Source organism: Paracoccus alkanivorans, assembly GCF_003697785.1.
Taxonomy (GTDB): Bacteria; Pseudomonadota; Alphaproteobacteria; order Rhodobacterales; family Rhodobacteraceae; genus Paracoccus; species Paracoccus alkanivorans.
This window is the reverse complement of sequence record NZ_QOKZ01000015.1, coordinates 18,915-43,974: the sequence shown is the minus strand read 5'-3', so window position 1 is coordinate 43,974 and position 25,060 is coordinate 18,915. Positions and strand designations below refer to the sequence as shown.

Genomic DNA, 25,060 nt, shown 5'->3' with positions numbered 1-25,060 from the left:
CGGCAAGAGCCTCCACCCGGTATTCGAACAATTCATTCAGGTAGTCCGTGCCGTCGAAACGCAACAGGACAAGCACATCCTCGCCCAGTTCCGTCGTCAGCCGGCCGAGACGCTCAATCTGCTTGAAGGGGGCGTTCATGAACAAAGCTCCAGGCAAACAACTTTAAAATATCATGTCACTTTGGACTCAAATGCCCGTGAAGTCCATCCCTTCCCCTGCCGTCCCGGCCGCCTCCGGCCGTGTTAAGGACAAGGAATCCATGCCGATCGCCACCCCCTGCCCATCTGTCCGATGTCCGGGAAAAGATCGCCCAGCTGCATGCGCTGGAACGGAAACTGCAGGACCTGATCGCCGAATGCCGTGGCGATGACGATCCCGACTGTGCGATCCTCGACGAACTCGGCAGCCCGGGGGCTGCGCGCGGCTAGCGCGGCCCGGCCGTTGCAGGCATTTCCGCTTCTTCTTTGTCCAAATACCTCGGGGAGTCGCGCGGCACGCGCGGCGGGGCGGAGCCCCTGCCATCGCGGGACACATTCCCACGCTGCCCCCCTCAGGCAAAGCTCCGGATCGTCCAGATCGCGCCGTCGAGGGCCTTGCCCTCCTCGTCCTGCAGGGCGGCCTCGCGCAGGCGGCGCGCCCAATCGGCGGCGTCCGGCCGGTCGGCGACGGTGGCGATCCCCTCCAGCACAAGATCGAATTTCGACAGGCCACGGCTATGGGTGTCCGAATATCCCTTGATCAGCCGCCGGCAGCGGATCACCTCGACCGCAAGATCGTAATTCGTGGCACGATAGCCCATCGCCCGGTCCAGCCATCCGGCCAGATGCGCCTGTTCCTGCGCATGGCGCAGGGTGCGGCGGCGCCAGCCCTTCAGCCCGCCCAGCAGGTAGAGCATGGCAAAACCGCGCAGGCTGTCGCTGCGCAGGCGGCGGCCCTTGCCGAACCAGCGGTCCAGCCGCTTCATCCATTTCGGGCTGTCCATCACCCTCTGCCCCAATCCGGCAGGCAGCATTCCGGCGATTTCCTCGGCGCGGGGATGCATGTATTCCGTCACCTGCATCAGGTTGGCCTCGCCCGCCCGCATCTCGGCCTGAATCCGGGTCATCCGGCGGGACCGGGTCTTGAGATCGGCCACCCGGATCACATCGTCATAAGCCATCGCATTGGCGATATATTTCGCCGCTTCCCGCGTCAGCACAAAGCCATGCCCGGCATCGTCCCGCGCCAGCACATCGCCAAGCCGGTCCAGATACTCCCGCCCATAGGCGAGATCCTGGAACTCGGCGAGTTTGCGCAGGCCCGGCAGGGCCATCCCGGCGACCGGCGCGGGCAGCGCCCTGGCCTCGGCCTCCAGCGCCTGCCATTGCGCGATCAGCCGCGAAGGGCCGGAGGGGCGCGGCTCGGCCGGGATCGCGGCTTCCGCCGCCTCGGGCGCCCCGGGTGGCTGGCTGGCCGCCTCATGGGCCGCGGCAAAGGCGCGCAGCGAGCCCTCGACCCCCTTGCCGCTCGCCCGGATCGCGTCCTCGAAGGCCTCGCGCGGGAAAGGCAAGGCCCCCGACCCGGCCAGCGCCCCGAACAGCGAGGCCGAGATGACCGAGCCGTTATCGATGGCCATCCGGTCGAAATCGGCGGCGATGAATTGCCGCGCGGCGATTTCCGCCGCCGCCATCACCTCGTCGGAAGAGGCGATGCCATCGCCCGGCACCATCTTTTCCGACACCGCCAGGGCGCGATGGGTCGAGGCGATCAGCACCGTCCGGTCCGGCGTCACGAAACCGCGCTGGATCGAGCGCCCGGCCTCCATCATCTCGGCGGCGATCATGATATCGACATCGCCGGCCGAGGGCGCCAGCGCAAAGACCGGCGCGGCATCGGCCTGCGGGGCCATCTCGATGTAATAGACCGTCGCGCCGGTGCGCTGCGCCACGCCCGCGACGCTGGTCGCCTGAGCGTCATAGCCGTTGCCGCGCGCCAGCGCCTCGATCCAGTTGGTCAGCACGCCGCCGCCCTGCCCGCCGACGGCAAGGATGGCCAGCTTGATGATCCCGTCCAGGCGCGGATCGGCGGGGGCGGAGGGCAAATGCTGGTGCAGGGTCATGGCTGGGCCTCGAATGTCAGGCGGCTGGCATCGCGGCGGGCCTGCAGCCAGCCGATGATGCGGGCGCGGAACCGGGCCAGCCGGGTCTCCCATTTGCGGGGGTTGTGGATGACATCGGCGCGATAGAAGGACGGGCAGAGCACGGCGGCATCCGCCACCTCGCCGCAATTGCCGCAACCGACGCAGCTTTGATCGATCGAGGCGACCGGGTCGTCGCGCAACGGATCGTCCAGCCGCTTCAGCCCGAGCGAGGGGCAGCCCGACAGCCGGATACAGGCGTGATCGCCGGTGCAGACATCCTCATCCACGCCGAAGCGCGGCGCCTCGACCCGGCGGCCATCGCGGATCGCCTGCGCCCGCTGCGGCTTTTCCCGGCGCTGCCGGTTCAGCATGCATTCCGACGAGGCGACGATGACGCGCGGCCCCGGCGCATCCGTGGTCAGCGCCTCGCGCAGCACGTCGCGCATCCGGCCGACATCATAGGTGCGATCGACCTGCCGGATCCAGTTGATACCGATCCCCTTCAGCGCCTTGGAAATGGGATTCTGCGTGGATTTCGTGGGATTGTCCGCGCGGGACGACATCACGTCCTGCCCACCTGTCGCGGCGGAATAGTAGTTATCGACGATCACCGCCACGCCATCGGACTTGTTGAAGGCCATGTTGGTGAAGCTGGATGACAGCCCGTTATGCCAGAACCCGCCATCGCCGATGATCGCCACCGGCCTGCGCTCTCCCCCGCCGTCGAAAGCGGCATTCGCTGCGGGGCCAAGGCCGTAGCCCATGGTCGCCCCGCCGATCTCGAAAGGCGGCAGCGCGGCAAAGAGATGGCAGCCGATATCGGCCGAGATCTGCAGCTTGCCGGTCTCGCGCTGGACCAGCTTCATCGCCGCGAAAATGGGGCGCTCGGGGCAGCCGGTGCAGAAACCGGGCGGACGGATCGGCACGGTCTTGGACAGATCGGGAAGCGGTGGGCGTTCCTCATTCGGGGCCAGGACCTGGGCGGGCAGGATGCCGGGCGCGGCCTCGCGCAGGAACCGGCCGATCCCGTCCAGCATCACCTGCCCGGTATATTCCCCGGCCATCGGCAGGATATCCTTGCCGCGCAGCTTGACCGCCGATCCGGCACGGTAAAGACAGGTGGCAAGCTGCTGCTCGATGAATTCCGGCTGCCCCTCCTCGATAATCAGCACCTGCTCCTTGCCCTCGCAGAAGGACAGGAACTCGTCGGGAACCAGCGGATAGGTGACGTTCAGCACGTAGAGCGGCACCCGGCTGTCGCCATGGATATCGGCCAGGCCAAGCCGCTGCAGCGCGCGGATCACGCTGTTATACATGCCGCCCTGCAGGACCAGCCCGACAGGCGCCTCGCGCGGGCCGAAAACCTCGTTCAGCTTGTGATCGCGGATATAGGCTTCAGCGGCGGGGCGGCGGTTGTCGATCTTGTCCTGCTCATGCGCGAAGCTCATCGGCGGCAGCACCACGCGCGAGAAATCCGATTGCGGATTGGACAGCGCCTCGCGGACGGTCAGGTTGGGGCGGCGATTGTCGCGGGTCGGGAAACTGCCGGTCACGTGGCAGGACCGGATCCGCACCATCAGCATGACCGGCGTGTTCGACGCCTCGGACAGCTCGAACCCGTCGCCCACCGCCTTGACGATCGAGGGCAGGTTGGGGCGCGGGTCCAGCAGCCAGAATTGCGACTTCATCGCGAATGCGTGGGTCCGCTCCTGCATGATCGAGGAGCCTTCGCCGTAATCCTCGCCCACGATCACCAGCGCCCCGCCATTCACGCCCGACGAGGCCAGGTTCGCCAGCGCATCCGACGCGACATTCACCCCGACCGAGCCCTTGAAGGTCACCGCCCCCCGGATCGGGTAATGCACGGACGCGGCCAGCATCGCCGCCGCCGCCGCCTCGTTCGCATTGGCCTCGAAACGGACGCCGAGTTCGGACAGCAATTCCTCGGCATCGGCCAGGACATCCATCAGGTGGCTGATCGGCGCGCCCTGGTAGCCGCCGACATAGCCGACGCCGTTTTCCAGCAGCGCCTTGGTGATGGCCAGGATGCCTTCGCCGGTAAAGCGCTCTCCCTCGCCGAGGCGCAGATGCCTGACCTCGGCCTTGAACGATCGCTCCGCCATCTTCCTTCTCCTTCGGCTACGCACGAGCGGGCCGGGCCTGCCGTGGCCCGGGATCAGATCTCGTGTTTGCGTATGTTTTTCAGAACCTTCTGCAAGGTGCCCACGAAGACGCGCTTGTCCTCGTCGGGGACGCCCCGGAACATCTCGGCCTCTGCCGCGGCCATATGCGGCCATAGCCGGTCGAAATCCGCCCGCCCCGCCTCGGTCAGATAGACCCGCGTCGCGCGGCTGTCGCTTGCATCCTGCACGCGCCGAACCAGCCCGTCGCCGACAAGCTGATCCAGCGCGCGCGACAGGGTGGACTGTTCCACCACGGCATAGATGGCCAACTCGCGGATCAGCGGCCCGTCGATGACCGACAGCACCGCCAATGCGCGCATCTTGGGCGTGCTGAGCCCCAGCCTCGCCATCTCGTCGCGCAACGAGGCATTATAGCGGCCCATGATCCGGTTCATCAGGTAGGGCGCGAAATTCCCAAGCCCGATCTCGCCAAGACGGGGATGGCCGCCGATATCGCGAGTATCGTCTTCGGTCATGACAACGGTCCTCCTTCAGTCGCCCGGCATGCTGTTCGGCTTACCATATAAATATGCATTTGCAAATAAATTTGGACAATTCACAAAGCAAATCGGGCTATGTTTTCGCACTCACAACTCCACTTTCGGCAGCATTGAATGAAAATGGATGCATCGAACACGCTGCATGCCGATACCTCCCTTCTCCTTTGTCCAAATACCTGGCCGGGGATCGCCAGCCGCGCGCGCCGCCGGTTCGAAAGACCGTCCGGCGACGGAACGCAAACCGCAAGCATCTCAGCGGCGGATTGCGTGGACCTTGCCCTTGCCGGCGCGCTCGATCAGCTTGACCAGCAATGCCTTGAGACGCCGCCCCTCGGCCGGGCTCAGGCAGCTTTCGATGAACTCCGTCTCATGTGCCCTGGCGCGGGCAACGAGGTCGCGGGCGATCCCCGCGCCCTGCCCGGTCAGCCAGACATGAACCTTGCGCCGGTCGTCTCGGCAACGCTTGCGGGTGACATGGCCGCGATTGTCCATCCGCTCGATCACCCGCGTCAGGCGCGACTGCTCCATCTGCGCCAGCCGGGCCAGCTCGGTCACCGACTGGCCGTCGCAATCGCTCAGGCAGGCGAGCACCCGCCATTCCGCGACCGACACGCCTGCGGCAGCAGCCTGCACGTGGAAGCTGTGGCTTGCCAGCCCGCTGGCCGTGGCCAGCAGGAATTGCAGGTAATCGGCCAGGAAAGGCTCCCCGGTCTCGGGCTTATCGCGCTCGTGATCGCTCATCCGATCCATTGACTACATCGAGTTCGGAATGACCAGTGCCAATGCCGGAAACAGCAGCAGCAACAGCAGCCTGACGATATCCATCAGCACGAAAGGCGTCACGCCGCGGAATATCTGCCCCACAGGCACCTCGCGCGCGACCACCCGCAGCACGAAGACATTCATTCCCATCGGCGGGGTGATATAGCTCAGCTCGGCGGCCACGACGATGAAGATGCCGAACCAGATCGGATCGATGCCAAGCGAGGTGACGATCGGGAACAGCACCGGCACCACCAGCGTCACCATGGACAGGCTCTCCAAAAGCGCGCCCAGCACCAGCAGCAGGACCGAGATCATCAGCAGGACGCCAAGGGGCGGCATGTCCAGCGACAGGATCCCGTTCTTGATATCCGAGGATAGGCCCGACAGGTTCACGTAATTCATGAAATACAGCGCCCCCATCAGGATGAAGAACATCGCCGCCGTGGTCTTGCCCGAATCGAACAGCGTGGTCAGCGTGGCCCTTGCCGTCAGCTTGCCGCGCAGCGCCGTCAGCAGGATCGCCCCGCCCGCGCCCATGCCCGCCGCCTCGGTCGCGGTGAAGACGCCCAGGTAGATGCCGCCCAACACGAAAAGGAACAGCATCAGCGCGGGAAACACGCCGCGCAGCGCCAGAACCCGCTCGCGCAGCGACAGCGGGGGCATCTCGGTCAGCCGCTCGGGCCGCATCCACAACGAGATCCGGACGGCGATCATGTAGCCGATCACCCCGAGCAGGCCGGGGATGATGCCGGCGAGGAACAGCTTGCCGATATCCTGCTGGGTCAGGATACCGTAGATCACCAGGATGACCGATGGCGGGATGATGATGCCAAGCGTGCCGCCCGCCGCGATACTGCCGGTGGCGAGACTGTCGGAATAGCCATGCCGCCGCATCGCGGGCAGCGCGATCTTGCCCATCGTCGCCGCCGTCGCCAGCGACGAGCCGCAGACCGAGCCGAAGCCGCCGCAGGCCACCACGGTCGCCATGGCCAGCCCGCCCTTGCGGTGCCGCAGCCATGCATTGGCGGCGTCATAGATCTCGTCGGCGACGCCCGATTGCACGATGAAATTGCCCATCAGCAGAAAGAGCGGCACCACCGACAGGGAATAGCTGCGGGCCGTGTCGAAAAAGATCTGCCCCAGCATGGACAGGGCGGGCTGCAGGCCGATGATGCTGGAAATGCCGACAAGACCGACCAGCAGCAGCGAGAACCCGATGGGGATCCCCAGAAACAGTATCGCGAACAGGATCGCCATCCCGAAGGGCCAGTCCATGTTACCTCCCTGCAAACCGCATGAAAATCGCGCTCAATCGGCCCGGCGGACGCGCAGCAGCGCCATTGCCAGCACCATCACCGCCGAGGCCGCGCAGATCACGGCGGCAAACTGCGCCACCGGCCCCATCGGGATCTTCAGATAGAGCGTGGTCTGGTTGTAGCTGGCCAGCCGCAACCCGTGCTGCCACAGTTGCCACGCCCCCAGGGCCAGCGCGGCGGCGGACAGGATACGGGCGCAGAAAAGCTGCCATTCCTTTCCGGTCGGGCTGAAATGCTGGGTGAGCAGATCGGCGGTGACATGGCCGTCATCCAGCGTGATGGCGGGCAGCCCGGCGAAAACGACGGCCATGACCAGAAGCTCGGTCAGCTCGGTGCCGCCGGAAAGCGGGCTGTTGAACAGATAGCGGCCGGCCACGTCCACCACCGTCACTGCGGTCAGGGCGATCAGCAGCACGCCCAGAAGAACCGCGGTGACGGTTCGCATGCCCGCGCGCAACTGCTCGGCCGTCATTCCCCGGCCTGCACTTTCTCGATCTCGGATTTGAACATCTCCAGCGCCGCGTCGAAATCGACGCCCTTGGCCTCGTATTTCCCGCGCACCGAAGCGTAGATCGAATCCGACGCCGCCTGCAGCGCTGCCAGGTCATCACCCTCGGCGGGGGTGAAGGCGACCTTGCCCTCCATCGCCTCGCGCCCGGCCTTGTCGGCGGCGTCCCATGCCTTGCCCGCCATGCGCACCAGCGCCTCGCCCGAGACCTTGTCGATCGCGGCCCGGTCGGCCTCTGACAGGCTGTCATAGCGCGCCTGGTTCATGACCATGAAGAAGGACACGTTATACATGCCGCCATCGACGGTCAGTGCCTGTTTCACCGTATCGTCCAGCTTGAAGAAGGGCACGGATTCATAGGGAAACACGATCCCGTCGGCGACGCCGTTATGCAGCAACTCGTAGCTTTCCGAGGAGGGCGCCTGGACCGAGACCATGCCGAGATTCCCGACAAGCTGATCCGTCACCTCGCCCGCGACGCGGATCTTGGCCCCCTCAAGCCCCGAGACCGGGCTGACCGGTTTCGAGGTGGTGAAAAGCTGCCCCGGCCCATGCCCGAACAGCGCCAGCACCTTGACCCCGGCATGTTCGTTCTGCTCGGCCAGCATATTCTCCCAAACCCGCCAGAAGGCGACAGAGTTCGCCTCGGAACTGGGGGTCAGGAAAGGCAGCTCGGCAAGCTGGGTCAGGGTAAAGCGTCCGGGCGTATAGCTATGCGCCGAAAAGGCGATGTCGGCCGCGCCCGACGACACAAGGTCGAAATGCGCGGGTGGCGGGCCCAGTGGCGCGTCGAGGATCTGAACCTCGACCCGCCCCTCTGTCGCTTCCTTCACCTGCTCGGCCCAGGGCATCATGATGTCCTTGACCACCGGATGCGACACCGGCAGCCAGTTGGAAAGACGCAAGGTCACGTCCTGCGCAAACGAGGGCAGCGCCGACAGGCACAGGGCGGCGGCGGCTGCCAGAAGGCGGGTGTTGAAATGCTTCATGTGGTGGCTCCCGGTTGACGATTCTTTTCCGCAAAGCCTCTCACCAATCGCCCCCTTCACGCAAGAAAAATATGAATATGCATTTTTTTAAGTTTAAAGATTGACAGGAGATTGCATGATATTTCATAGTTTCTGAAACAAGGCGGTCCCGAAATCGCCAGCCAGCGCAGGAAATTGTGCAACGCCAACAGGATCGGACAATGCCGACGACACAGCCCTCCCCCACTGGATCCTCTGGTCAAGAGCTTGAACTGACCGTCAAGCGAATCGCCGATCCGGGCGAAGGCATCCGCGAGATTGCACTGGTCCCGGCGGATGGCGGAAAACTGCCCGCCTATGATGCCGGGGCGCATATCCGGGTGGTTCTGCCCGGCGGAAATACGAATGCATATTCATTGATCGACCTTGGCAGTGATGTCGAAAACCCGGAGGAATACCTGCTGGCAATCCGCCGCGACGATGCCGGTGCGGGCGGCTCCAAATGGATGCATGAGCTGGCCGTTGGCGACCGGATCACCGCGCGCGGTCCGCAGAACGATTTCCCGCTGGATGACGGGGAGGCGCCGGCGCTCTTGCTGGCCGGGGGGATCGGGGTGACGCCGCTGGTCTCGATGGCAATGGCGCTGGCGCGCGGCGAACGGGACTGGCAGATGCATTACGCGGCCCGCTCGGCGGCGGTTGCCGCCTATGCCGATCACCTGACGGGCACACATGGCACGCGGATCGCGCTGCATCGCGATGACGAGGCGGGCGGCCCCTTGCCGGTCGCCGATCTGGTCGCGGCGGCGGCACCGGGCACGCATGTCTATGTCTGCGGCCCGCGCCCGATGATCGACGCCACGCGGCAGGCGGCAGAGGCGGCGGGCTTCACCCCCGAACGCATCCATACCGAGCTGTTCGACACGCCCGAACCAGAGGCCGGCGACAGCCCCTTCGAGATCGAGATCGCCTCGACCGGGCAGGTCTTTACCGTGCCGCCGGGCCTGACCATCATCGAGGTGCTGGAAGAAAACGGCCTCGATATCGTCTATGATTGCCAGCGCGGCGATTGCGGGATCTGCCAGACCGCCGTGCTGGAGGGCACGCCCGATCACCGCGACGTGGTGCTGTCCGAGGCCGAGCGCGCCGCCGGGGATGTCATGCAGATCTGTGTCAGCCGGGCCTTGTCGCCCCGGCTCAAGCTGGACCTCTGACGACGCGCAGGGGAAAACAGGGGGAGAAGCAAATGACCGATGAAACGCAACAGATCCACGAGGTCATCGACCGCGTGATCCGGCCCGAACAGGTGCATCGCGACGTCTATACCAGCCCCGGGATCTTCCGGCTGGAAATGCGCCACCTGTTCCCCAATTGCTGGGTCTATGTCGGCCATGAAAGCCAGACCCCCAATCCCGGCGACTACATCACCGCGCAGATCGGCGACCAGCCGCTGTTGCAGGTCCGGCATTCGGATGGCGAGATCAAGGTGCTGTATAACCGCTGCCCGCACAAGGGCACCAAGATCGTCATCGACAAGGCGGGCAATACCGGCAAGTTCTTTCGCTGCCCCTATCACGCATGGTCCTTCAAGACCGATGGCTGCCTGCTCGCGATTCCGCTGAAAAAGGGCTACCAGGGCACCGGTCTGGAGGGAACCGAGGCCGCCAAGGGTCTGGCCGCGGTGGGCGCATGGCATAATTACCGCGGCTTCATCTTTGCCCGGCTGGCGCGCGAGGGGATCGGGTTCGACGATTTCTTCGGCGACTCGCTGTCGTCGCTGGACAACATGGTGGACCGCTCGCCGGTGGGCAGCCTGACGGTGGCGGGAGCACCGCTGCGCTACATGCATCGCTGCAACTGGAAGATGCTGGTCGAGAACCAGACCGACACCTGTCACCCGATGGTCGCGCATGAATCCAGCGCCGGCACCGCCGTGAAGATCTGGGAGTCGATGGACAAGACTGAGGACACGCCCACGCCCCCGGCGATGGAAATCATCGCGCCCTTCATGTCGCCCTATGAATTCTTTGAGAACATGGGCATCCGCACATGGCCCAACGGGCATGGCCATACCGGGGTGCATCATTCGATCCATTCGGACTACTCGGCGATCCCCGGCTATTTCGAGTCGATGACCGAGGCTTACGGAGAGGATCGCGCCAGGGAAATACTGGGCGAGAACCGGCATAACACGGTCTATTTCCCCAATATCATGATCAAGGGTCCGATCCAGCAATTGCGTAACTTCATCCCGCTGGCCGCCGACAAGACGCTGGTGGAAAGCTGGATCTTCCGGCTGGACGGCGCCCCCGACCAGCTTGTCGCCCGCACCGCGATGTATAACCGGATGATCAACGCGCCGACCTCGATGGTCGGGCATGACGATCTGGAGATGTATGAGCGCGCACAGGAGGGGCTGATGGCCGACGGGCTTGAATGGGTGAATATCCAGCGGCTCTACGAAGAGGGCGAGGATCTGTCGCAAGAGGCCGTGCTGAACGGCACGACCGAACGGCAGATGCGCAACCAGTTCGACGCCTGGAAGCGCTTCATAATCGGGGGTGTGGCATGAAACCCGGGGAAATCACCGATTTCGTTCATGACGAGGCATGGATGCTGGACCAGGGCCAGTATCACGACTGGCTGGAGTTGTGGCTGCCCGACGCCATCTACTGGATGCCGCTGAACTGGAACCAGCAGGACCCGATCAACGAGACCTCGCTGCTCTACGAGGACAATTTCATGCTACGCCTGCGGGTCGAGCGGCTGCATGGCGCGCGCACCTTCAGCCAGAAACCGAAAAGCCGCTGTCACCATGTGCTGAACCGCCCCCGCATCGAAGAGATCTCGGATGACGAGGCGCGGGTGGTCACGCAGATGCACTATATCGAGACGCGGCTGGACGAACAGATGCTGCTGGCCCTGACCGTGCGCCATCACCTGAAGCGGGTGGAAGACCGGATCATGATCGCCGGGAAGCGGGTCGATATCCTGAACTGCGACGCCGCCTTCGGCAATATCCAGTTGCTGCCATGAACCCGATGCAGGCCGATACCGTCGCCGACGCCTTCGCCACCGCCGCAACACGCTGGCCCGACCGCCCGTTCCTCTGCGTGCTGCCGGAAACCGCCCGCGCCTATGGCATCCCGCTCCATAACAAAGTTGTCGCCACCGGGACCACGCTCCCTTCTTCTTCATCCAAATATCCTCCGGGGTCGGCGGCGGGTGCGCCACTGGTCCCCGAACCAGCCGGCGACGGGGGGCGAAGCGCTCCCCGGCCATCGCGGGACGCAATCGAGCTGACCTATGCCGGGGCCGCAATCCGGGTTCAGGCGATCCGCGAGGCCCTGCAGGCCGCCGGGGCGGTCCGGGGCATGCGGCTGATGCTGCTTCTGGAAAACCGCCCGGATTTCTTCCTGTATTGGCTGGCCGCTAACGGGCTGGGCCTGTCCGTCGTGCCGATCAACCCCGATCTGCGCGCCGCCGAGCTGGAACATATGGCCAACCTGACCCGCCCGGCGCTGATCATCGCGATAGAATCCCGCCATGCCAATCTGCGCGCCGCCATCCCCGGCGTGCCGGTCCATGCGCCGGGCGAGGCCATCGCGCCGCTGACCTCGGGCCCGGTCTTCGACGACATCCCCGGCCGCGCCCACGAGGCGGCGGTGCTGTTCACCTCGGGCAGCACCGGCAAGCCCAAGGGCTGCGTGCTGGCGAATGAATATTTCCTGCGGGCGGGCCAGTGGTATGCGCAAGAGGGCGGGTTATGCGCATTGTCCACCGAAGGCGAGCGGATGCTGACCCCGCTGCCGATCTTTCACATGAACGCCATGGCCTATTCCTTCATGGCGATGATCGCGGTAGGCGGCTGCCTGATCGCGCTGGACCGTTTCCATCCGCGCAGCTGGTGGCAATCGGTCAAAGATAGCGGCGCGACCTGCCTGCATTACCTTGGCGTCATGCCCTCGATCCTGATGGGACTGCCGGAAAGCCCTCTGGATCGCAGCCATTCCGTCCGCTTCGGCTTTGGCGCCGGGGTCGATCCCAAACTGCACGGGCCATTCGAGGAGCGCTTCGGCTTTCCGCTGATCGAGGCATGGGCGATGACCGAGACCGGCGCGGGCGCAGTCATCGCCGCCAGCCAGACCCCGCGCCTTGTGGGCGAAAGCGCGCTCGGTCAGCCGGGCCCGGCAATGGAAATGCGAATCGAGGGCGAGGACGGCAACCCCGCCGAACAGGGCGAATTGCTGGTCCGGGCCGCCGGTTCCGACCCGCATCTGGGTTTCTTCCGCGAATACCTGCTCGATCCCGCCGCCACCGCCGAGGCATGGGAAGGCGGCTGGTTCCATACCGGCGACATCGTCCGCCGCGCCCCGGACGGGCAGATCCATTTCGTCGACCGCAAGAAGAACGTCATCCGCCGCTCGGGCGAGAATATCGCCGCGGTCGAGGTCGAATCGATCCTTGCCCGCCACCCGGCCATCGCCTCGGTCGGGATTGCCGCCGTCCCCGACGAGCTGCGCGGCGACGAGGTCTTTGCGCTGATCGTCCCCCGCGACGAAATCGCACCGGAAGACCTCGCCGCATGGGCGCTGGAGCGCATGGCCTATTACAAGATGCCCGGCTATGTCGCGCTGACCGACGCCCTGCCGCTGACCGCGACCAACAAGCTGCAACGGGCCGAGCTGAAAACCCGCGCCGCCGCACTGGTCGGACAACCGGGAACCCATGACCTGCGACATCTGAAAAAGAGGCGGGCATGACCGCCCCCGCCCCATATGACGGCGTGGTCGTCACCGCGCCCTTTACCGCGCCCTATACGCGGTTCTCCCCGCATCCGGCGCAATACTGGCTGGGTTCCGCCCTTCGCGGCTCGCTGAAGGCGGCGGGGCTGACACCGCGCGATATCGACGGGCTGACGGTATCCTCCTTCACCCTGTTTCCCGACACCGCGCCGGGTCTGGCCGATCATCTCGGCCTCGAGTTGCGCTGGCTGGAAACCGTGACGGTCGGCGGCGCCTGCGGCGTGGTCGCCCTGCGCCGCGCCGCCCGCGCCGTGCAGACGGGCGAGGCCGGCATCGTCGCCTGCATCGCCGGGGACGCCAACGAGATCGACAGTTTCCGCCGGCTGCTGCAATCCTTCAGCCGTTTCGCGATGGATGCCAGCTATCCCTATGGGGCGGGCGGGCCGAACGCGGTCTTTGCCCTGCTGACCGATCACTACATGCGGAAATTCGGAGCCACGCGCGAGGATTTCGGCCGGATTGCCACTGCCCAACGCGCCAATGCCCGCCGCAACCCGCAGGCATTGCTGCGCGGCGCGCTCGGCCTTGACGATTACCTTGGGGCGCGGATGATCTCGGACCCGCTCTGCCTGTTCGACTGCGTCATGCCCTGCGCCGGGGCCGAGGCCTTCCTGGTCATGTCCGAGGACCGCGCCCGTTCGCTGCGCCTGCCCCATGCCCGCATCCGCGCCACGATCGAGCGTCACAACGCCTTTCCCGACGATCCCGCCCAGTATCGCGGAGGCTGGGCCGGGGACGCGCCGGGCATGTGGGACACCGCCGGGATCGGGCCGGGGGATATCGACCTGCTCCAGACCTATGACGACTACCCGGTGATCTGCGCCATGCAGGCCGAGGATCTGGGCTTCTGCTCCAAGGGCGAGGGCGCGCGCTTTCTCGCCTCCCGCGACATGACGATAGACGGGGATTTCCCGCATAACAGTTCCGGCGGGCAGCTTTCCGCCGGACAGGCCGGGGCGGCGGGCGGTTTCCTTGGCCTGACCGAGGCGATCCGCCAGGTCACCGCAACCGCAGGGCCGACACAGGTGGCAAAGGCGGCAAGGGCGCTAGTCTCGGGTTTCGGCATGGTCAATTACGACCGCGGCATCTGCTCCGCCGCCGCAATCATCGAAGGGGAAAGCGCATGACCGAACCCCTGCAACCACCGCCGAAAAAGAACCCGCTCAAGCGCACGCGGGTGCCGGTCTCGCCGCCCGGAACCCGGTCCCGCGCCGCGACCGCGCTTGCCGTCATGGCCGCCGAGGGCCGCTTCGCGCTGCAACATTGCGCCGATTGCGGGCGCATCCAGTATCCGCCCCGCGACCTGTGCCGCGCCTGCCTGTCCGGGGCGCTGCAATGGCGCGATACCGACCCGATGGGCCAGCTGGTCGCCGAAACCGCGATCCGCGCCACGCCCGATACGCATTTCCGCGACCGCCTGCCGATCCGCATCGGCACCGTGCTGCTGGATGCCGGGCCGTCGCTGATCTGCCGGTTGCATGGCGATGTCTCGGGCGATGACCGGGTGCGGGTGATCAACCGGATCGACGCCGCCGGGCAGGCGATCCTGCTCGCCCTGCCCCTCAAGGAGGTCCCCCATATGCAAGACGATCCAGCCCTGCGCGCCCTGTCCTGCGACCCGCGCCACCGCCGCGTGCTGATCACCGACGCCCGAGCGCCCGAAGCCCCCGCCCTCGCCCGTGCCTTGCTGAAGGCAGGCGCCTCCCGGGTCTTCCTGGGCCTGCCCGAGGCGTGGAAACCCTTCCCCGCCCGCTCCGAGCTGGAGGACATCGGGAATTGCAGCATCATGCCGCTGGACGTGACCGATATCGATTCGGTCCGGGAACTGGCCGCCGGGATCGGCGGCAAGACCGATATCCTGATCAACAATGCCCGCTTCATCCGCCCGGGCGGCGCACTGGCGCGCCCTGATACGATCTTCGCGCGGCAGGAACTCGATACCGGCTGTCTTGGTCTGATGCGGCTGGCGCAGACATTCGGGCGCGCCATGGCCGCGCGGGGCGAGGACGGGGTGAACAACGCGACCGCATGGGTCAATATCCTGCCCATCGGCGCACTGGTGCCGCAACCGGGCTTTGGCCTGAGCTCGGCCACGGGCGCCGCCGCGCTGGCGATCTCGCATGGCATGCGCGCCGATATGCGCGGCAGCGGGGTGCGGGTGATGAATCTCTATACCGGGCCGATGGACGACGAATGGCACCAGGAATTGCCGCCCCCGAAAGTGACGCCATCGGCGCTGGCCCGCGCGATCGTCTCGGCCCTGATCGCCGGGCAGGAAGAGGCAACCGCCGGAGAAATCGCCCGCGATCTCCATGCCCGCTGGCGCGATGATCCGGCTCTGGCGATCCGCGAGGCACTGGCGAAATGACAGACCTGAAACCACCTGTATTTCTTCTTTGTCCAAATACCTCGGGGGGCGCCGGGGGGCTGGCCCCCCGGCCATCGCGGGACGCAATCCATAGACCGCCTCACCTGAACCGATCCAGCAAAGGAGTCACCCCATGACCGGCATACTCGCGCAATTATCCGGCGCGCTCGCCTCGGGCCGGGTCGAGATCGTCGACCTCACCCACCGCCTGACCCCGGATTTCCCGGTCATGGTGCTGCCGCCGGAATTCGGCCAATGCGCGCCCTTCCGCAAGACCGAGGTCAGCGCCTATGACCATCGCGGCCCGGCATGGCGCTGGAACGAGATCACCATGAACGAGCATACCGGCACGCATTTCGACGCGCCGAGCCACTGGATCACCGGCCGCGACGTGCCCGACGGCGCCACCGACTCGATCCCGGTGCGCAATTTCGTCGGCCCCGTCGTGGTGATCGATTTCACCGCCGAGGCCGCAGCGGACGAGGACGCGCTCCTGGAAGTCGCACATATTCAAGCATGGGAGGATCTCCACGGCCGCATCCCCGCGGATTGCTGGGTCTTTCTGCGCACCGACTGGTCGAAACGCCAGGGCGCGGCCTATCTGAACCTGCGCGAGGACGGCGCGCATTCCCCCGGCCCCTCGCCCGAGGCGATCCGCTTTTTGGTAGAGGAACGCGACATCCGCGGCTTCGGAACCGAGACAGTGGGCACCGATGCCGGTCAGGCCGGGCATCTGGACCCGCCCTACCCGGCCCATGCCACCCTGCATGGCGCCGGGCGCTACGGGCTGCAATGCATGTGCGATCTCGACCGGCTGCCCGCGACCGGGGCGGTGCTGCTCGCCGCGCCGCTCAAGATCGAGAACGGCTCGGGCAGCCCGCTGCGGGTGCTGGCGCTGGTCGAGAAGGAGGGCTGAGGGGATGAGCGGTTACACCGCCGTCATCACCGGCGGAAACAAGGGCATCGGCGCCGATCTGGCGCAGGCGATGCGGGGGCGGGGCTGGCATGTGGTCTCTCTCGCGCGGCATCGATCCGGCGCCGGGGGGATCGAGGAGATCACCGCCGACCTGACCGATCCGCAGGCCGTGGCCCAAGCCGCCGCCGATATCGCCGCACGGCACCAGGTGACGCATCTGGTCCATAATGCCGGGATCATCCTGCCCAACCTTGTCGAGGATGCCCGCGTCGAGGAGATGCAGACCCTCACCCAGCTTCACCTTGGCGCGGCGCTGCAATTGCTGCAGGCCTTCCTGCCCGCCATGAAGGAGCGGCGTTTCGGGCGGGTGCTGTTCAACGCCTCGCGCGCGGCGCTCGGGGCGAAGACGCGGACTGCCTATTCGGCCAGCAAGGCGGGCATGATCGGCATGGCCCGGACATGGGCGCTGGAACTCGCCCCGCACGGGATCACCGTGAATGTCGTCGCCCCCGGCCCGGTGCTGACCGACAATTTCTGGGGCGTCGTCCCGAAAGGCAGCGATGCCGAGAGCGACCTTGCCACGCGCCTGCCGGTCGGACGGCTTGGCACGGTCGGGGATATCACCCGCGCCTTCATGTTCTTTGCCGAGCCCGAGGCCGGGTTCGTTACCGGCCAGACGCTTTATGTCTGCGGCGGCGCCAGTATCGGCGGGGTGCCGATCTAGGCGCGCGGACGGGATTGCGTCCCGCGACGGCCGGGGTTCCACCCCGTCGCCGGCTGGTTCTCGAACCAGTGGCGCACCAACCGGCAACCCCGAGGAATTTGGACAAAGAAGAAGAAGTGTGCGGGAAGCCTATAAGAGCAATCCGCGAAATGAGCCGGGCCACGCTTATATGTGCAAATGCATATTTACAAATTTGAAATAATATTATAGCAAGGCGCGGCATCTGCTCATTTTCATCAATCTATTCGCAACGGCATCGATGAACAGGAGGAACGATGAAGATAGCAGTGATAGGCGGAGGAAACGGCTGTTTTGCCGCCGTGGCGGATTTTGCCGAGGCCGGGCATCAGGTCGGCTGGTGGCGGCGCAACGGGCCGCAGTCCGGCGCAACGGCGCTGACCCTGATCGACCACAAGGGCAGCCGCGAGATTCCCGCCCGGGCGACCGATGATCTGGCAGCGGCGCTGGACGGGGCCGAGCTGATCTTTATCCCCACTCCGGCATTCTCGCAGGAGGATATTGCCCGCAGCCTTGCGCCCCATCTGCGGGACGGGCAGGTGATCTTCCTTGCCCCCGGCAGTTTCGGCAGCCTGCGCATGGCGCAGATCCTGCGCGATGCCGGTTGCGGCGCCGATATCGCGCTGGCCGAAACCGGCACATTGCCGTGGCTTGCCCGCAAGCAGGGGCCGGATGCGGTGCGCATCACCACCCGCGCCTCGCGCCTGCCGACCGGCGTCTTTCCCGCAAGGCTGACCGATCACGCACTGGACATCATCGGACGCGCCTTTCCCGGCGTGATCGAGCGGGCCGAGGACGCGTTGTCCGGCGCGCTGATGAATGCCGGGCCGATCATCCATCCGCCGCTGATCCTGATGAATGCCGGACCGATCGAGCATTTCGACCGGTGGGACATCCATAACGAGGGCACGCAGCCATCGATCCGCCGGGTCCATGATGCGCTGGACGGGGAACGCATCGCCCTGCGCGAGGCGCTTGGATATACCGCCCTGCATTTCCCCCTGCGCGATCATTACGAGACCGACCAGTGGATGTATGGCAATCTTGCCCATGACAAGCTGGTGGGGTCCGGCGACTGGCATGAAAAGCTGAATCTCGGCGATCACCGCTACATGAGCGAGGATATCGCCTATGGGCTTGCTCTGCTTGTCTCGGTCGCCGATTGGGCCGGGGTCGATGTGCCGGTGGCCAAGGGGCTGCTGGCGCTGGCCTCTGCCGTGACCGGGAAGGACCTGCGCCACGGGCCGCGCACGATCGAGGCGATGGGCCTGTCGGGCCTGGACCGGGCCGAGATGAACGAGCTTCTGCAGGACGGCGACCTGTCGCTGGCCGGGGTGGCGGCATGAGCCGAAGGCCGGTCCTCTGCCTTGGCGCGGGCCGAATGGGCCGGGGGATCGCCCATGCCATGGCGCATGGCGGCCATGATGTCCGGCTTTTGGACATGAAACCCCGCGATCCGGCGGATTTCCGGCGCCTGCATGACGAGGCGCTGGACGAGATCGCCTCCAGCCTGGCGATGGTCGCGGATCTGGGCGGGTTCGATCCCGCGCTTGTGGGTGGCATCCTTGACCGGATCTCGATCCACCCGGCGGATCAGGCCGAGGCGGCATTCGCCGGGGCCGAGGCGATCTTCGAGGCGGTTCCGGAAACGCGGGACGCCAAGGCCGCCGCCTTCGCATTGACCGACCGCCATGCGGGGGGCGACGCGATCCTTGCCTCGACCACCTCGACCATGCTGACGACCGAGCTGGCGGGGCTGACCGCCCTGCCCGGCCGGACGCTGAACGCGCATTGGCTCAACCCCGCCTTCCTCGTGCCGCTGGTCGAGATCAGCCCGAACGACCAGACCGACCCTGGCACCCTCACCCGGCTGGAGCGGATATTGGAACAGCTCGGCAAGGTTCCGGTGCGCTGCAAGGCCTCGCCCGGCTATATCGTTCCGCGCATACAGGCATTGGCGATGAACGAGGCCGCACGGCTGGTCGAGGAAGGCGTGGCCAGCGCCGAAGACGTCGACCGCGCGGTGAAATACGGCTTTGGCCTGCGTTTCGGGGTGCTGGGGCTGCTGGAATTCATCGATTGGGGCGGCGGCGACATCCTGTATCACGCCAGCCGCTACATGACGCAGGCGACCGGGGATCAGCGCTTTGCCGCCCCCGCCATCGTCAATGACAAGATGGAAAAGGGCCAGATCGGTCTGCGGACCGGACAGGGCTTTTTCGATTACTCGGACCGCGACATCGACGCCTATCGCCGCGAACGGCTCGGGGCGTTCCTGGCGGCGGTCCGCAACGCGGGACTGTGGAACCAGCCCGTCACGAGCGCGGATGAACCGCGCCGATCCCCGCCAGAACAATAACCAGCAGGAGTTGACCGGATGAAAACCCCCCGCCAGATCTTCAGACTATTCGCCGCCAGCAGCCTTGCCGCGCTTTTGGGTGCGGCGGCGGCGCAGGCCGAAACCACGCTCAAGGCCGTCTCTGCCTTTCCGTCGAATCTCGCCTTTGCGCAAAGCTTCCAGGGCTTTGTCGATCTGGTGAACGAACGAGGCAAGGGCGTGGTTCAGATCCAGATGATGGGCGGACCAGAGGTCTTTCCGCCCAACCAGCAGATCGACGCCGTCAGCCGCGGCATCGTCGATATGCAATACGGCCCCGCCACCTACTCCATCGGCTCCCTGCCCGAGGCCTATGCCTTTGTCGGCGGCACCGTCGATCCGGTGGAAACCCGCAAGAACGGCGGGCTGGACGTCATGCGCGAGGCGATGCTGGAAAAGCTGGGCGTCTACCTGCTTGGCCGCCCGGATTCGGATATCCGCTTCTATATCTACACAACCGGCGAACCGAAACGCACCGGGGATGGCGGCGTGGACCTGTCGGGGATGCAGCTTCGCGCCCTGCCGATCTATAACAAGTTCTTCGAATCCCTCGGCGCGGTGCCGATCTCGGTGCCGGTTGCCGATGTCTATACCGGGCTGGAGCGGAACACCTTCGACGGGCTGGGCTTTCCGATGATCGGAATCCGTGACCTGTCATGGGACAAGTTCCTGAAATACCGCATCGATCCGGGCTTCTTCCAGGGCGACCTGTCGATCGTGCTCAATCCCGAGGCCTGGGAAGGGCTTGCGCCCGAGGCGCAGGAGCTGCTGACGCAGGCCGCCGCCGATTGGGAAGTCCAGAGTGGCGAGCACTTCACCGGGCTGGCCAAGGAAACCGAGGCCGAGATCGCCAAGGCCGGGGTCGAGACCGTCCAGCTTGAAGGCGAAGCGGCCGAGAAATTCCTTGATGCCGCCTACGAGACTTCGTGGCAGGCGCTGAAGGAATCCGGGTCGCCCTATTACGACCGCCTCCGCGAAACCTTCTACGACCGCTGAGGGCATGATGGCCATCCTGGGCAAGCTGTATTCGGGTCTGATCCATGTGCTGGCGGTGCTCGCCGTCATCTCGATCCTCGTGGCGACGGGGCTGATCCTTGGCGATGTGACGATGCGCTACCTGGGGCTGGGCTCGATCCGGGCCTCCAGCACGCTGATCGAATATGCGCTGTTGTTCTCGACCATGCTGGGGGCGCCCTGGCTGATGCGGCGGCGCGGGCATATCACCGTCACCTCGCTGGTCGAGCAATTGCCGCCCGCGGGCCGAAAAGCGGCGGGAGCGCTGGCATTGGGGATCTCGACCGTCACGTTGCTGATCCTTGGCTGGCGCTCGGCGATGGTCGGATATGACAAGTTCCTGCGCGGCGGCGCGGATATCCGCTCCATCGCGGTGCCTGAATGGATTGCCTACGGCATCCTCGCCACCGGCTTCGTCCTGATGGGCACCGAATGCCTGCGCCTGATCCTGCAACGCCGTTTCGAGCCCCACGGCTCGGTCGCGGCATAGAAAGGGGGCGGGAATGAGCTGGCAAGCGGCAGCGCTGCTTCTGGGTGGCGGAGTCATTTTCCTGATGGCCCTGGGCACGCCCGTCGTCATCGCCTTCCTGACGGTCAACCTGATCGGCGCGGTGGTCTTCATGGGCGGCTTGGGCGGGATCGACCAGCTGATCGCCAATGCGACATCCTCGATCACCTCTTTCGCGCTGGTGCCGGTGCCGCTGTTCATCCTGATGGGAGAGCTGCTGTTCCATACCGGCATGGCGGTGCGGGTTTTCGACGCGCTGGACAAGATCCTTGGCGCGATCCGGGCGCGGCTGGCCTATCTGACGGTGATCGGCGGCACGATCTTCGCCACGCTGTCGGGCAGCTCGATCGCCAATACCGCCATGCTCGGCTCGACCCTGATGCCCGACATGGAAAAGCGCGGCTACAGCAAAAGCCTGATCATGGGGCCGATCATTGCCACCGGCAGCATCGCGATGATCATCCCGCCCTCGTCGCTGGCGGTGCTCTTGGGCTCGCTGGCCAAGATCGATGTCGGCGCATTGCTGCTGGCGGGCGTGGTGCCGGGGATCATCCTGTCGCTGATGTATCTGGCGGTGATCCGGCTGCATGTCTGGATCGACCCCGAGGCGGCGCCACCGGTCTCGCCGGTCTCGGTGCCGACGCGGGAAAAGGCGCTGGCACTGCTGCGCGATGTCGCACCGATGGGGCTGGTGATCTTCGCCGTCATCGGACTGATCATCCTCGGCGTGGCCAGCCCGACCGAATCCGCCGCCTTCGGCGTGCTGGCCGTGGCGGTGCTGGCGCTCATCTACGGCAAGCTGCGCTGGAAGGCGGTGGAAAAGGCGCTGTGGGGCACGCTGTCGGTCTCGGTGATGATGCTGGTGATCATCCTCGCCTCTGCGACCTTTTCGCAACTGCTGGCCTTTTCCGGCGCCTCGGCGGGGCTGGTCGCCTGGATGGCGGGATTCGAGCTTGGGCCGCATGCCACGCTGCTTGCCATGCTGGCGGTGCTGATCCTGCTGGGGATGTTCATGGACCAGCTGTCGATCATGATGCTGACCCTGCCGATCTTCATGCCGCTGATCGGCATGCAGGGGATCGATCCGCTGCAATTCGGCATCATCATGCTTCTGGCCCTGGAACTCAGCCTTGCCACGCCACCCTTCGGCCTGCTGCTTTTCGTCATGCTGGGGGTCGCGCCGAAAGGCACCTCTATCTGGGAGGTGGTGCGCGCCTGCCTGCCCTACCTGGCCTGCACGCTGATCCTGATCCTCGTCCTGATCTGGCTGCCCGGGCTGATCATCTGGCAATAGAGCACGGTCGGCGAAGGCCCCGGATCCGGCAGGCGTCACAGCAAGAAATGGAGTTTGCGGCCAAGGTCAGAGAAAGCGGATTTTCGCTTAAATTGCGGATTGTATAGGCTGATTTTTACCTGTAATGGTATATCACGTACTTGTGAGGACTGGTAATGATTAAGCATATCATAGCGATAGGCGCTGCAATATCTCTGGCTGGATGCGCGACAATCACGCGTGGAACGAAGGATGCTCTTGTCGTCAACTCCACACCCGGCGGTGCGCAGGTGAAAATGAGCGACGGTCAGACCTGCGATAATACCCCGTGCACATTCAAGGTGCCGCGCAAGTCGGAACTGAATGTTCTGGTAACCAAAGAGCGCTGCAAGCCCCAGCAAATTCGGGTAACGAACAAAGTTGCGGGCGGCGGTGGCGCGGCGATGGCGGGTAACGTCCTGGTCGGCGGCTTGATCGGCGCGGGTGTGGATGCCAGCAGTGGTGCAATGCTTGATCTTGTTCCCAACCCGGTGAACGTTACGCTTGAGTGTCGCTGATCCTGTGTGCTTGATCAAAGGCTCCGATGCACCGGAGCCTTTCCATGCACCAGAGAAGGTTGCGGCATCGGACCCTGTTCCCGACGATCCGCGACCTTCTTACATCGTTTCGGTTTTTCGTTGAAACACCGAAACGATGTAACTTTTTGTTTTTACGCATTTCCGGACGCAAAACCGGTATCCACTTTTGCTGGAAATGCTTTAGTGAAACCCGCATGCTTATGGCGTTCCGGGATTCACTCCGGCGCGGCGGTTTGCAGCAGGTCGGTGATCCGCCGGACCGAGCTGCGGCGGTTGGCGCGGATATCGCCTTCCTCGGCCACTTTCAGATAGTCCTCGCCATAGCCCTGCACGACGAGGTTCTCGGGCGGCACGTCGAAATATTCGGTCAGCGCGAGAGCCACCGATTCCGCGCGGCGGTCCGAAAGCGCAAGGTTCATGGCCGGGTCGCCGACCGTGTCGGTATAACCCTCGATCATGTAGATCTCCTGCGGGTTCTCGCGGATCGAATCCCCGATCACCCGGCCCAGTGCCGAAAGCTGCTGCGCCTGGCCGGGCGGAATCGCCGCCGAGCCGGTGTCGAAGGTGATCGCCGGAATATCGACCGGCGCCACCAGCGAGCGCACCTCGTGGATATTGCGGATCTGGCCAAGGGTGAAGCGGCGGTCGATATTCGCCTCGCGGTTCAGCGCGGCGCGCAACGCCTCTTCGTCCATCGCGTTGCCAAGGCCCACCGGCGCCGGAGCGGGTGGAAGGCTGGTGATATCAACGGGCTGGACCTCCTGCGTGTCGTCGATCAGCTGGCTGGTGCGGCCATCGGGCGAGATCAGCGTGCGCCGCAGCACCCGCATGTCGGCGTCGCGGATCGTCACCACCTTGCTGCCATCGGCGCGGGTCACGACAGTCCGCGAGGAACCGTCGTCGAACTGCTCCGTCTCGACATTCGAGCCGGGCTGGCGCAGCAGCGCCGCATCGTCCTTGATCAGTTCCTGGCTGCCATCGGGATGGGTCACCACCACCCGGTCGGGCGAACTGAGCGCGACCTGCCGGTTATTGTTCAGCATCGAGCCGACCGCCAGCGCGCCAAGCCCCAGAAGCAGCACCTTGGTCAGGTCGTTGTCATCATCGTCATCGTCGTCGCGATCCCTGTTGCGCTCTTCCCATCTTCTGCGTTCCTCTTCCCGCCAGCGCGATTCCCTGCGCCAGCGGTCGCGGTCACGGTCATTCGACAAGGCGTCGCGCAGGCTGGTGGCGAAATCCTCGTCGGAAGAGCGGGAGTTCTCGTCGGTGATCCGCTGCCGGAAGACATTCCCCGAACCCAGCAGGGCGCTGAGCGCCGCGGCTTCGGGTGCGCGCGTCTCTCTCGCGGCCTCGCGGGCGGCGGCGTTCCGTTCCCGGCGCCTCTCGGCGCGGCGCTCCTCCGCCTTGCGTGCCCTTTCGGCGCGCCGGGCCTGCTCTTCCCGGGCATCCTGCCGAGCCTCCTGCCGGCGCTCGCGCTGCGCCTCCTCGCGTTCCCGGCGCTCTTCACGCCTTGCCTGTGCCGCTTTCTCCTCTTCGCGGGCTTCTTGCCGCGCCTGCTTGCGGCGTTCCTCGCGCCTCGCTTCCGCCGCCTGTTCCTTGCGGCGCTGTTCGCGCTGCGCTTCCTCGCGTTCCCGACGCTCTTCGCGTCTTGCCTGTGCCGCTTTCTCCTCTTCGCGGGCTTCTTGCCGCGCCTGCTTGCGGCGTTCCTCGCGCCTCGCTTCCGCCGCCTGCTCCTTGCGGCGCTCTTCGCGCTGCGCCTCCTGGCGCTCCTTGCGTCTTTCGCGCTCCCGCTCGGCGGCCTGTTTCCTAGCCTCACGCGCCTTTTCCGCCTCGCGGCGGCGTTCTTCCGCGCGGGCCTTCTGTTCCTGCTTCTTCTTCTTCTGCGCTTCCGACTGGCGCTTGGCCTTTTCCTTGTCCTTCTCGGACTGTTTCTGCAAATCCTCGAACACTTTTTGCGCAACGCCGCCATCGCCGGACTGCTGCGCCTGCGCAAGCGAAGGCATCAGCAACGACAGGCAGGTTATGATGGCAGTGGTGTTACGAGCGATGCGTCTCATCTTGAGGCCCCATGTCACGGATCGGAATTTGCTTGCAGCATTAACCTTCCGGCCCGCGACTA

22 protein-coding genes are annotated in these 25,060 nt (G+C 65.4%); 14 read left to right on the top strand and 8 right to left on the bottom strand.

What is annotated here, in order from left to right; all coding sequences use genetic code 11:
* Positions 1–551 precede the first annotated feature (551 nt).
* The 7 genes from C9E81_RS21400 to C9E81_RS21370 form a co-directional block, all read right to left on the bottom strand.
* Entirely contained in the window at positions 552–2,099 is a 1,548-nt protein-coding gene (locus tag C9E81_RS21400; RefSeq protein WP_122114401.1) for an indolepyruvate oxidoreductase subunit beta family protein, read from the bottom strand.
* On the bottom strand, positions 2,096–4,243 hold the full coding sequence (locus C9E81_RS21395) for a thiamine pyrophosphate-dependent enzyme (protein ID WP_122114400.1): 2,148 nt from the start codon (positions 4,241–4,243) through the stop codon (positions 2,096–2,098). Before C9E81_RS21395 ends, C9E81_RS21400 begins: the two co-directional genes overlap by 4 nt.
* Before the next feature lie 53 nt (positions 4,244–4,296).
* Positions 4,297–4,779: a MarR family winged helix-turn-helix transcriptional regulator gene (locus tag C9E81_RS21390; RefSeq protein WP_122114399.1), complete on the bottom strand. Its 483-nt coding sequence runs from the start codon at positions 4,777–4,779 to the stop codon at positions 4,297–4,299.
* A 276-nt stretch (positions 4,780–5,055) separates the two neighbouring features.
* Positions 5,056–5,553: a MarR family winged helix-turn-helix transcriptional regulator gene (locus tag C9E81_RS21385; RefSeq protein WP_122114398.1), complete on the bottom strand. Its 498-nt coding sequence runs from the start codon at positions 5,551–5,553 to the stop codon at positions 5,056–5,058.
* Between the two features lie 3 nt (positions 5,554–5,556).
* A complete protein-coding gene (locus C9E81_RS21380) occupies positions 5,557–6,843 on the bottom strand; it encodes a TRAP transporter large permease (RefSeq protein ID WP_122114397.1) in 1,287 nt (428 codons plus the stop codon).
* Positions 6,844–6,876: 33 nt separating this feature from the next.
* A complete protein-coding gene (locus C9E81_RS21375; RefSeq protein WP_122114396.1) occupies positions 6,877–7,356 on the bottom strand; it encodes a TRAP transporter small permease in 480 nt (159 codons plus the stop codon).
* Positions 7,353–8,381 carry a TRAP transporter substrate-binding protein gene (locus tag C9E81_RS21370; protein ID WP_122114395.1) on the bottom strand — a complete coding sequence of 343 codons (1,029 nt, stop codon included), beginning with the start codon at positions 8,379–8,381 and terminating at the stop codon, positions 7,353–7,355. The genes C9E81_RS21375 and C9E81_RS21370 overlap by 4 nt, the downstream gene beginning before the upstream one ends.
* Before the next feature lie 200 nt (positions 8,382–8,581).
* Here C9E81_RS21370 and C9E81_RS21365 point away from each other — a divergent pair, with 200 nt between their 5' ends.
* The 14 genes from C9E81_RS21365 (at position 8,582) to C9E81_RS21300 (ending at position 22,920) form a co-directional block, all read left to right on the top strand.
* Positions 8,582–9,574, top strand: coding sequence for a PDR/VanB family oxidoreductase (locus C9E81_RS21365; protein WP_122114394.1), 993 nt, complete (start codon positions 8,582–8,584; stop codon positions 9,572–9,574).
* Between the two features lie 32 nt (positions 9,575–9,606).
* Positions 9,607–10,932 (top strand): aromatic ring-hydroxylating dioxygenase subunit alpha, encoded by a 1,326-nt coding sequence (locus C9E81_RS21360; RefSeq protein WP_122114393.1) that lies wholly within the window; start codon positions 9,607–9,609, stop codon positions 10,930–10,932.
* Positions 10,929–11,396, top strand: a complete 468-nt coding sequence (locus tag C9E81_RS21355) for an aromatic-ring-hydroxylating dioxygenase subunit beta (RefSeq protein WP_122114392.1) — start codon at positions 10,929–10,931, stop codon at positions 11,394–11,396. Before C9E81_RS21360 ends, C9E81_RS21355 begins: the two co-directional genes overlap by 4 nt.
* Positions 11,393–13,123: an AMP-binding protein gene (locus C9E81_RS21350; protein ID WP_243698761.1), complete on the top strand. Its 1,731-nt coding sequence runs from the start codon at positions 11,393–11,395 to the stop codon at positions 13,121–13,123. Before C9E81_RS21355 ends, C9E81_RS21350 begins: the two co-directional genes overlap by 4 nt.
* A complete protein-coding gene (locus C9E81_RS21345; RefSeq protein WP_122114390.1) occupies positions 13,120–14,292 on the top strand; it encodes a thiolase family protein in 1,173 nt (390 codons plus the stop codon). The genes C9E81_RS21350 and C9E81_RS21345 overlap by 4 nt, the downstream gene beginning before the upstream one ends.
* Positions 14,289–15,533 carry an SDR family NAD(P)-dependent oxidoreductase gene (locus C9E81_RS21340; protein WP_122114389.1) on the top strand — a complete coding sequence of 415 codons (1,245 nt, stop codon included), beginning with the start codon at positions 14,289–14,291 and terminating at the stop codon, positions 15,531–15,533. The genes C9E81_RS21345 and C9E81_RS21340 overlap by 4 nt, the downstream gene beginning before the upstream one ends.
* Positions 15,534–15,666: 133 nt before the next feature.
* The gene (locus C9E81_RS21335; RefSeq protein ID WP_122114388.1) at positions 15,667–16,449 is read left to right on the top strand and encodes a cyclase family protein; all 783 of its coding nucleotides are present in this window, start codon (positions 15,667–15,669) and stop codon (positions 16,447–16,449) included.
* 4 nt (positions 16,450–16,453) lie between these two features.
* Positions 16,454–17,173, top strand: a complete 720-nt coding sequence (locus C9E81_RS21330; RefSeq protein WP_122114387.1) for an SDR family oxidoreductase — start codon at positions 16,454–16,456, stop codon at positions 17,171–17,173.
* 275 nt (positions 17,174–17,448) lie between these two features.
* Positions 17,449–18,537 carry an NAD/NADP-dependent octopine/nopaline dehydrogenase family protein gene (locus tag C9E81_RS21325; RefSeq protein WP_122114386.1) on the top strand — a complete coding sequence of 363 codons (1,089 nt, stop codon included), beginning with the start codon at positions 17,449–17,451 and terminating at the stop codon, positions 18,535–18,537.
* Positions 18,534–19,550, top strand: a complete 1,017-nt coding sequence (locus C9E81_RS21320; protein ID WP_122114385.1) for a 3-hydroxybutyryl-CoA dehydrogenase — start codon at positions 18,534–18,536, stop codon at positions 19,548–19,550. The genes C9E81_RS21325 and C9E81_RS21320 overlap by 4 nt, the downstream gene beginning before the upstream one ends.
* An 18-nt stretch (positions 19,551–19,568) precedes the next feature.
* A complete protein-coding gene (dctP, locus tag C9E81_RS21315; protein WP_122114384.1) occupies positions 19,569–20,564 on the top strand; it encodes a TRAP transporter substrate-binding protein DctP in 996 nt (331 codons plus the stop codon).
* A 7-nt stretch (positions 20,565–20,571) separates the two neighbouring features.
* The gene (locus C9E81_RS21310; RefSeq protein WP_166462003.1) at positions 20,572–21,072 is read left to right on the top strand and encodes a TRAP transporter small permease; all 501 of its coding nucleotides are present in this window, start codon (positions 20,572–20,574) and stop codon (positions 21,070–21,072) included.
* A gap of 13 nt (positions 21,073–21,085) precedes the next feature.
* On the top strand, positions 21,086–22,384 hold the full coding sequence (locus C9E81_RS21305; RefSeq protein ID WP_122114382.1) for a TRAP transporter large permease: 1,299 nt from the start codon (positions 21,086–21,088) through the stop codon (positions 22,382–22,384).
* A gap of 155 nt (positions 22,385–22,539) precedes the next feature.
* Positions 22,540–22,920, top strand: a complete 381-nt coding sequence (locus C9E81_RS21300; protein WP_122114381.1) for a translation initiation factor 2 — start codon at positions 22,540–22,542, stop codon at positions 22,918–22,920.
* 236 nt (positions 22,921–23,156) lie between these two features.
* Here C9E81_RS21300 and C9E81_RS21295 read toward each other — a convergent pair whose 3' ends face one another.
* Entirely contained in the window at positions 23,157–24,998 is a 1,842-nt protein-coding gene (locus C9E81_RS21295) for an OmpA family protein (protein WP_122114380.1), read from the bottom strand.
* Positions 24,999–25,060 lie beyond the last annotated feature (62 nt).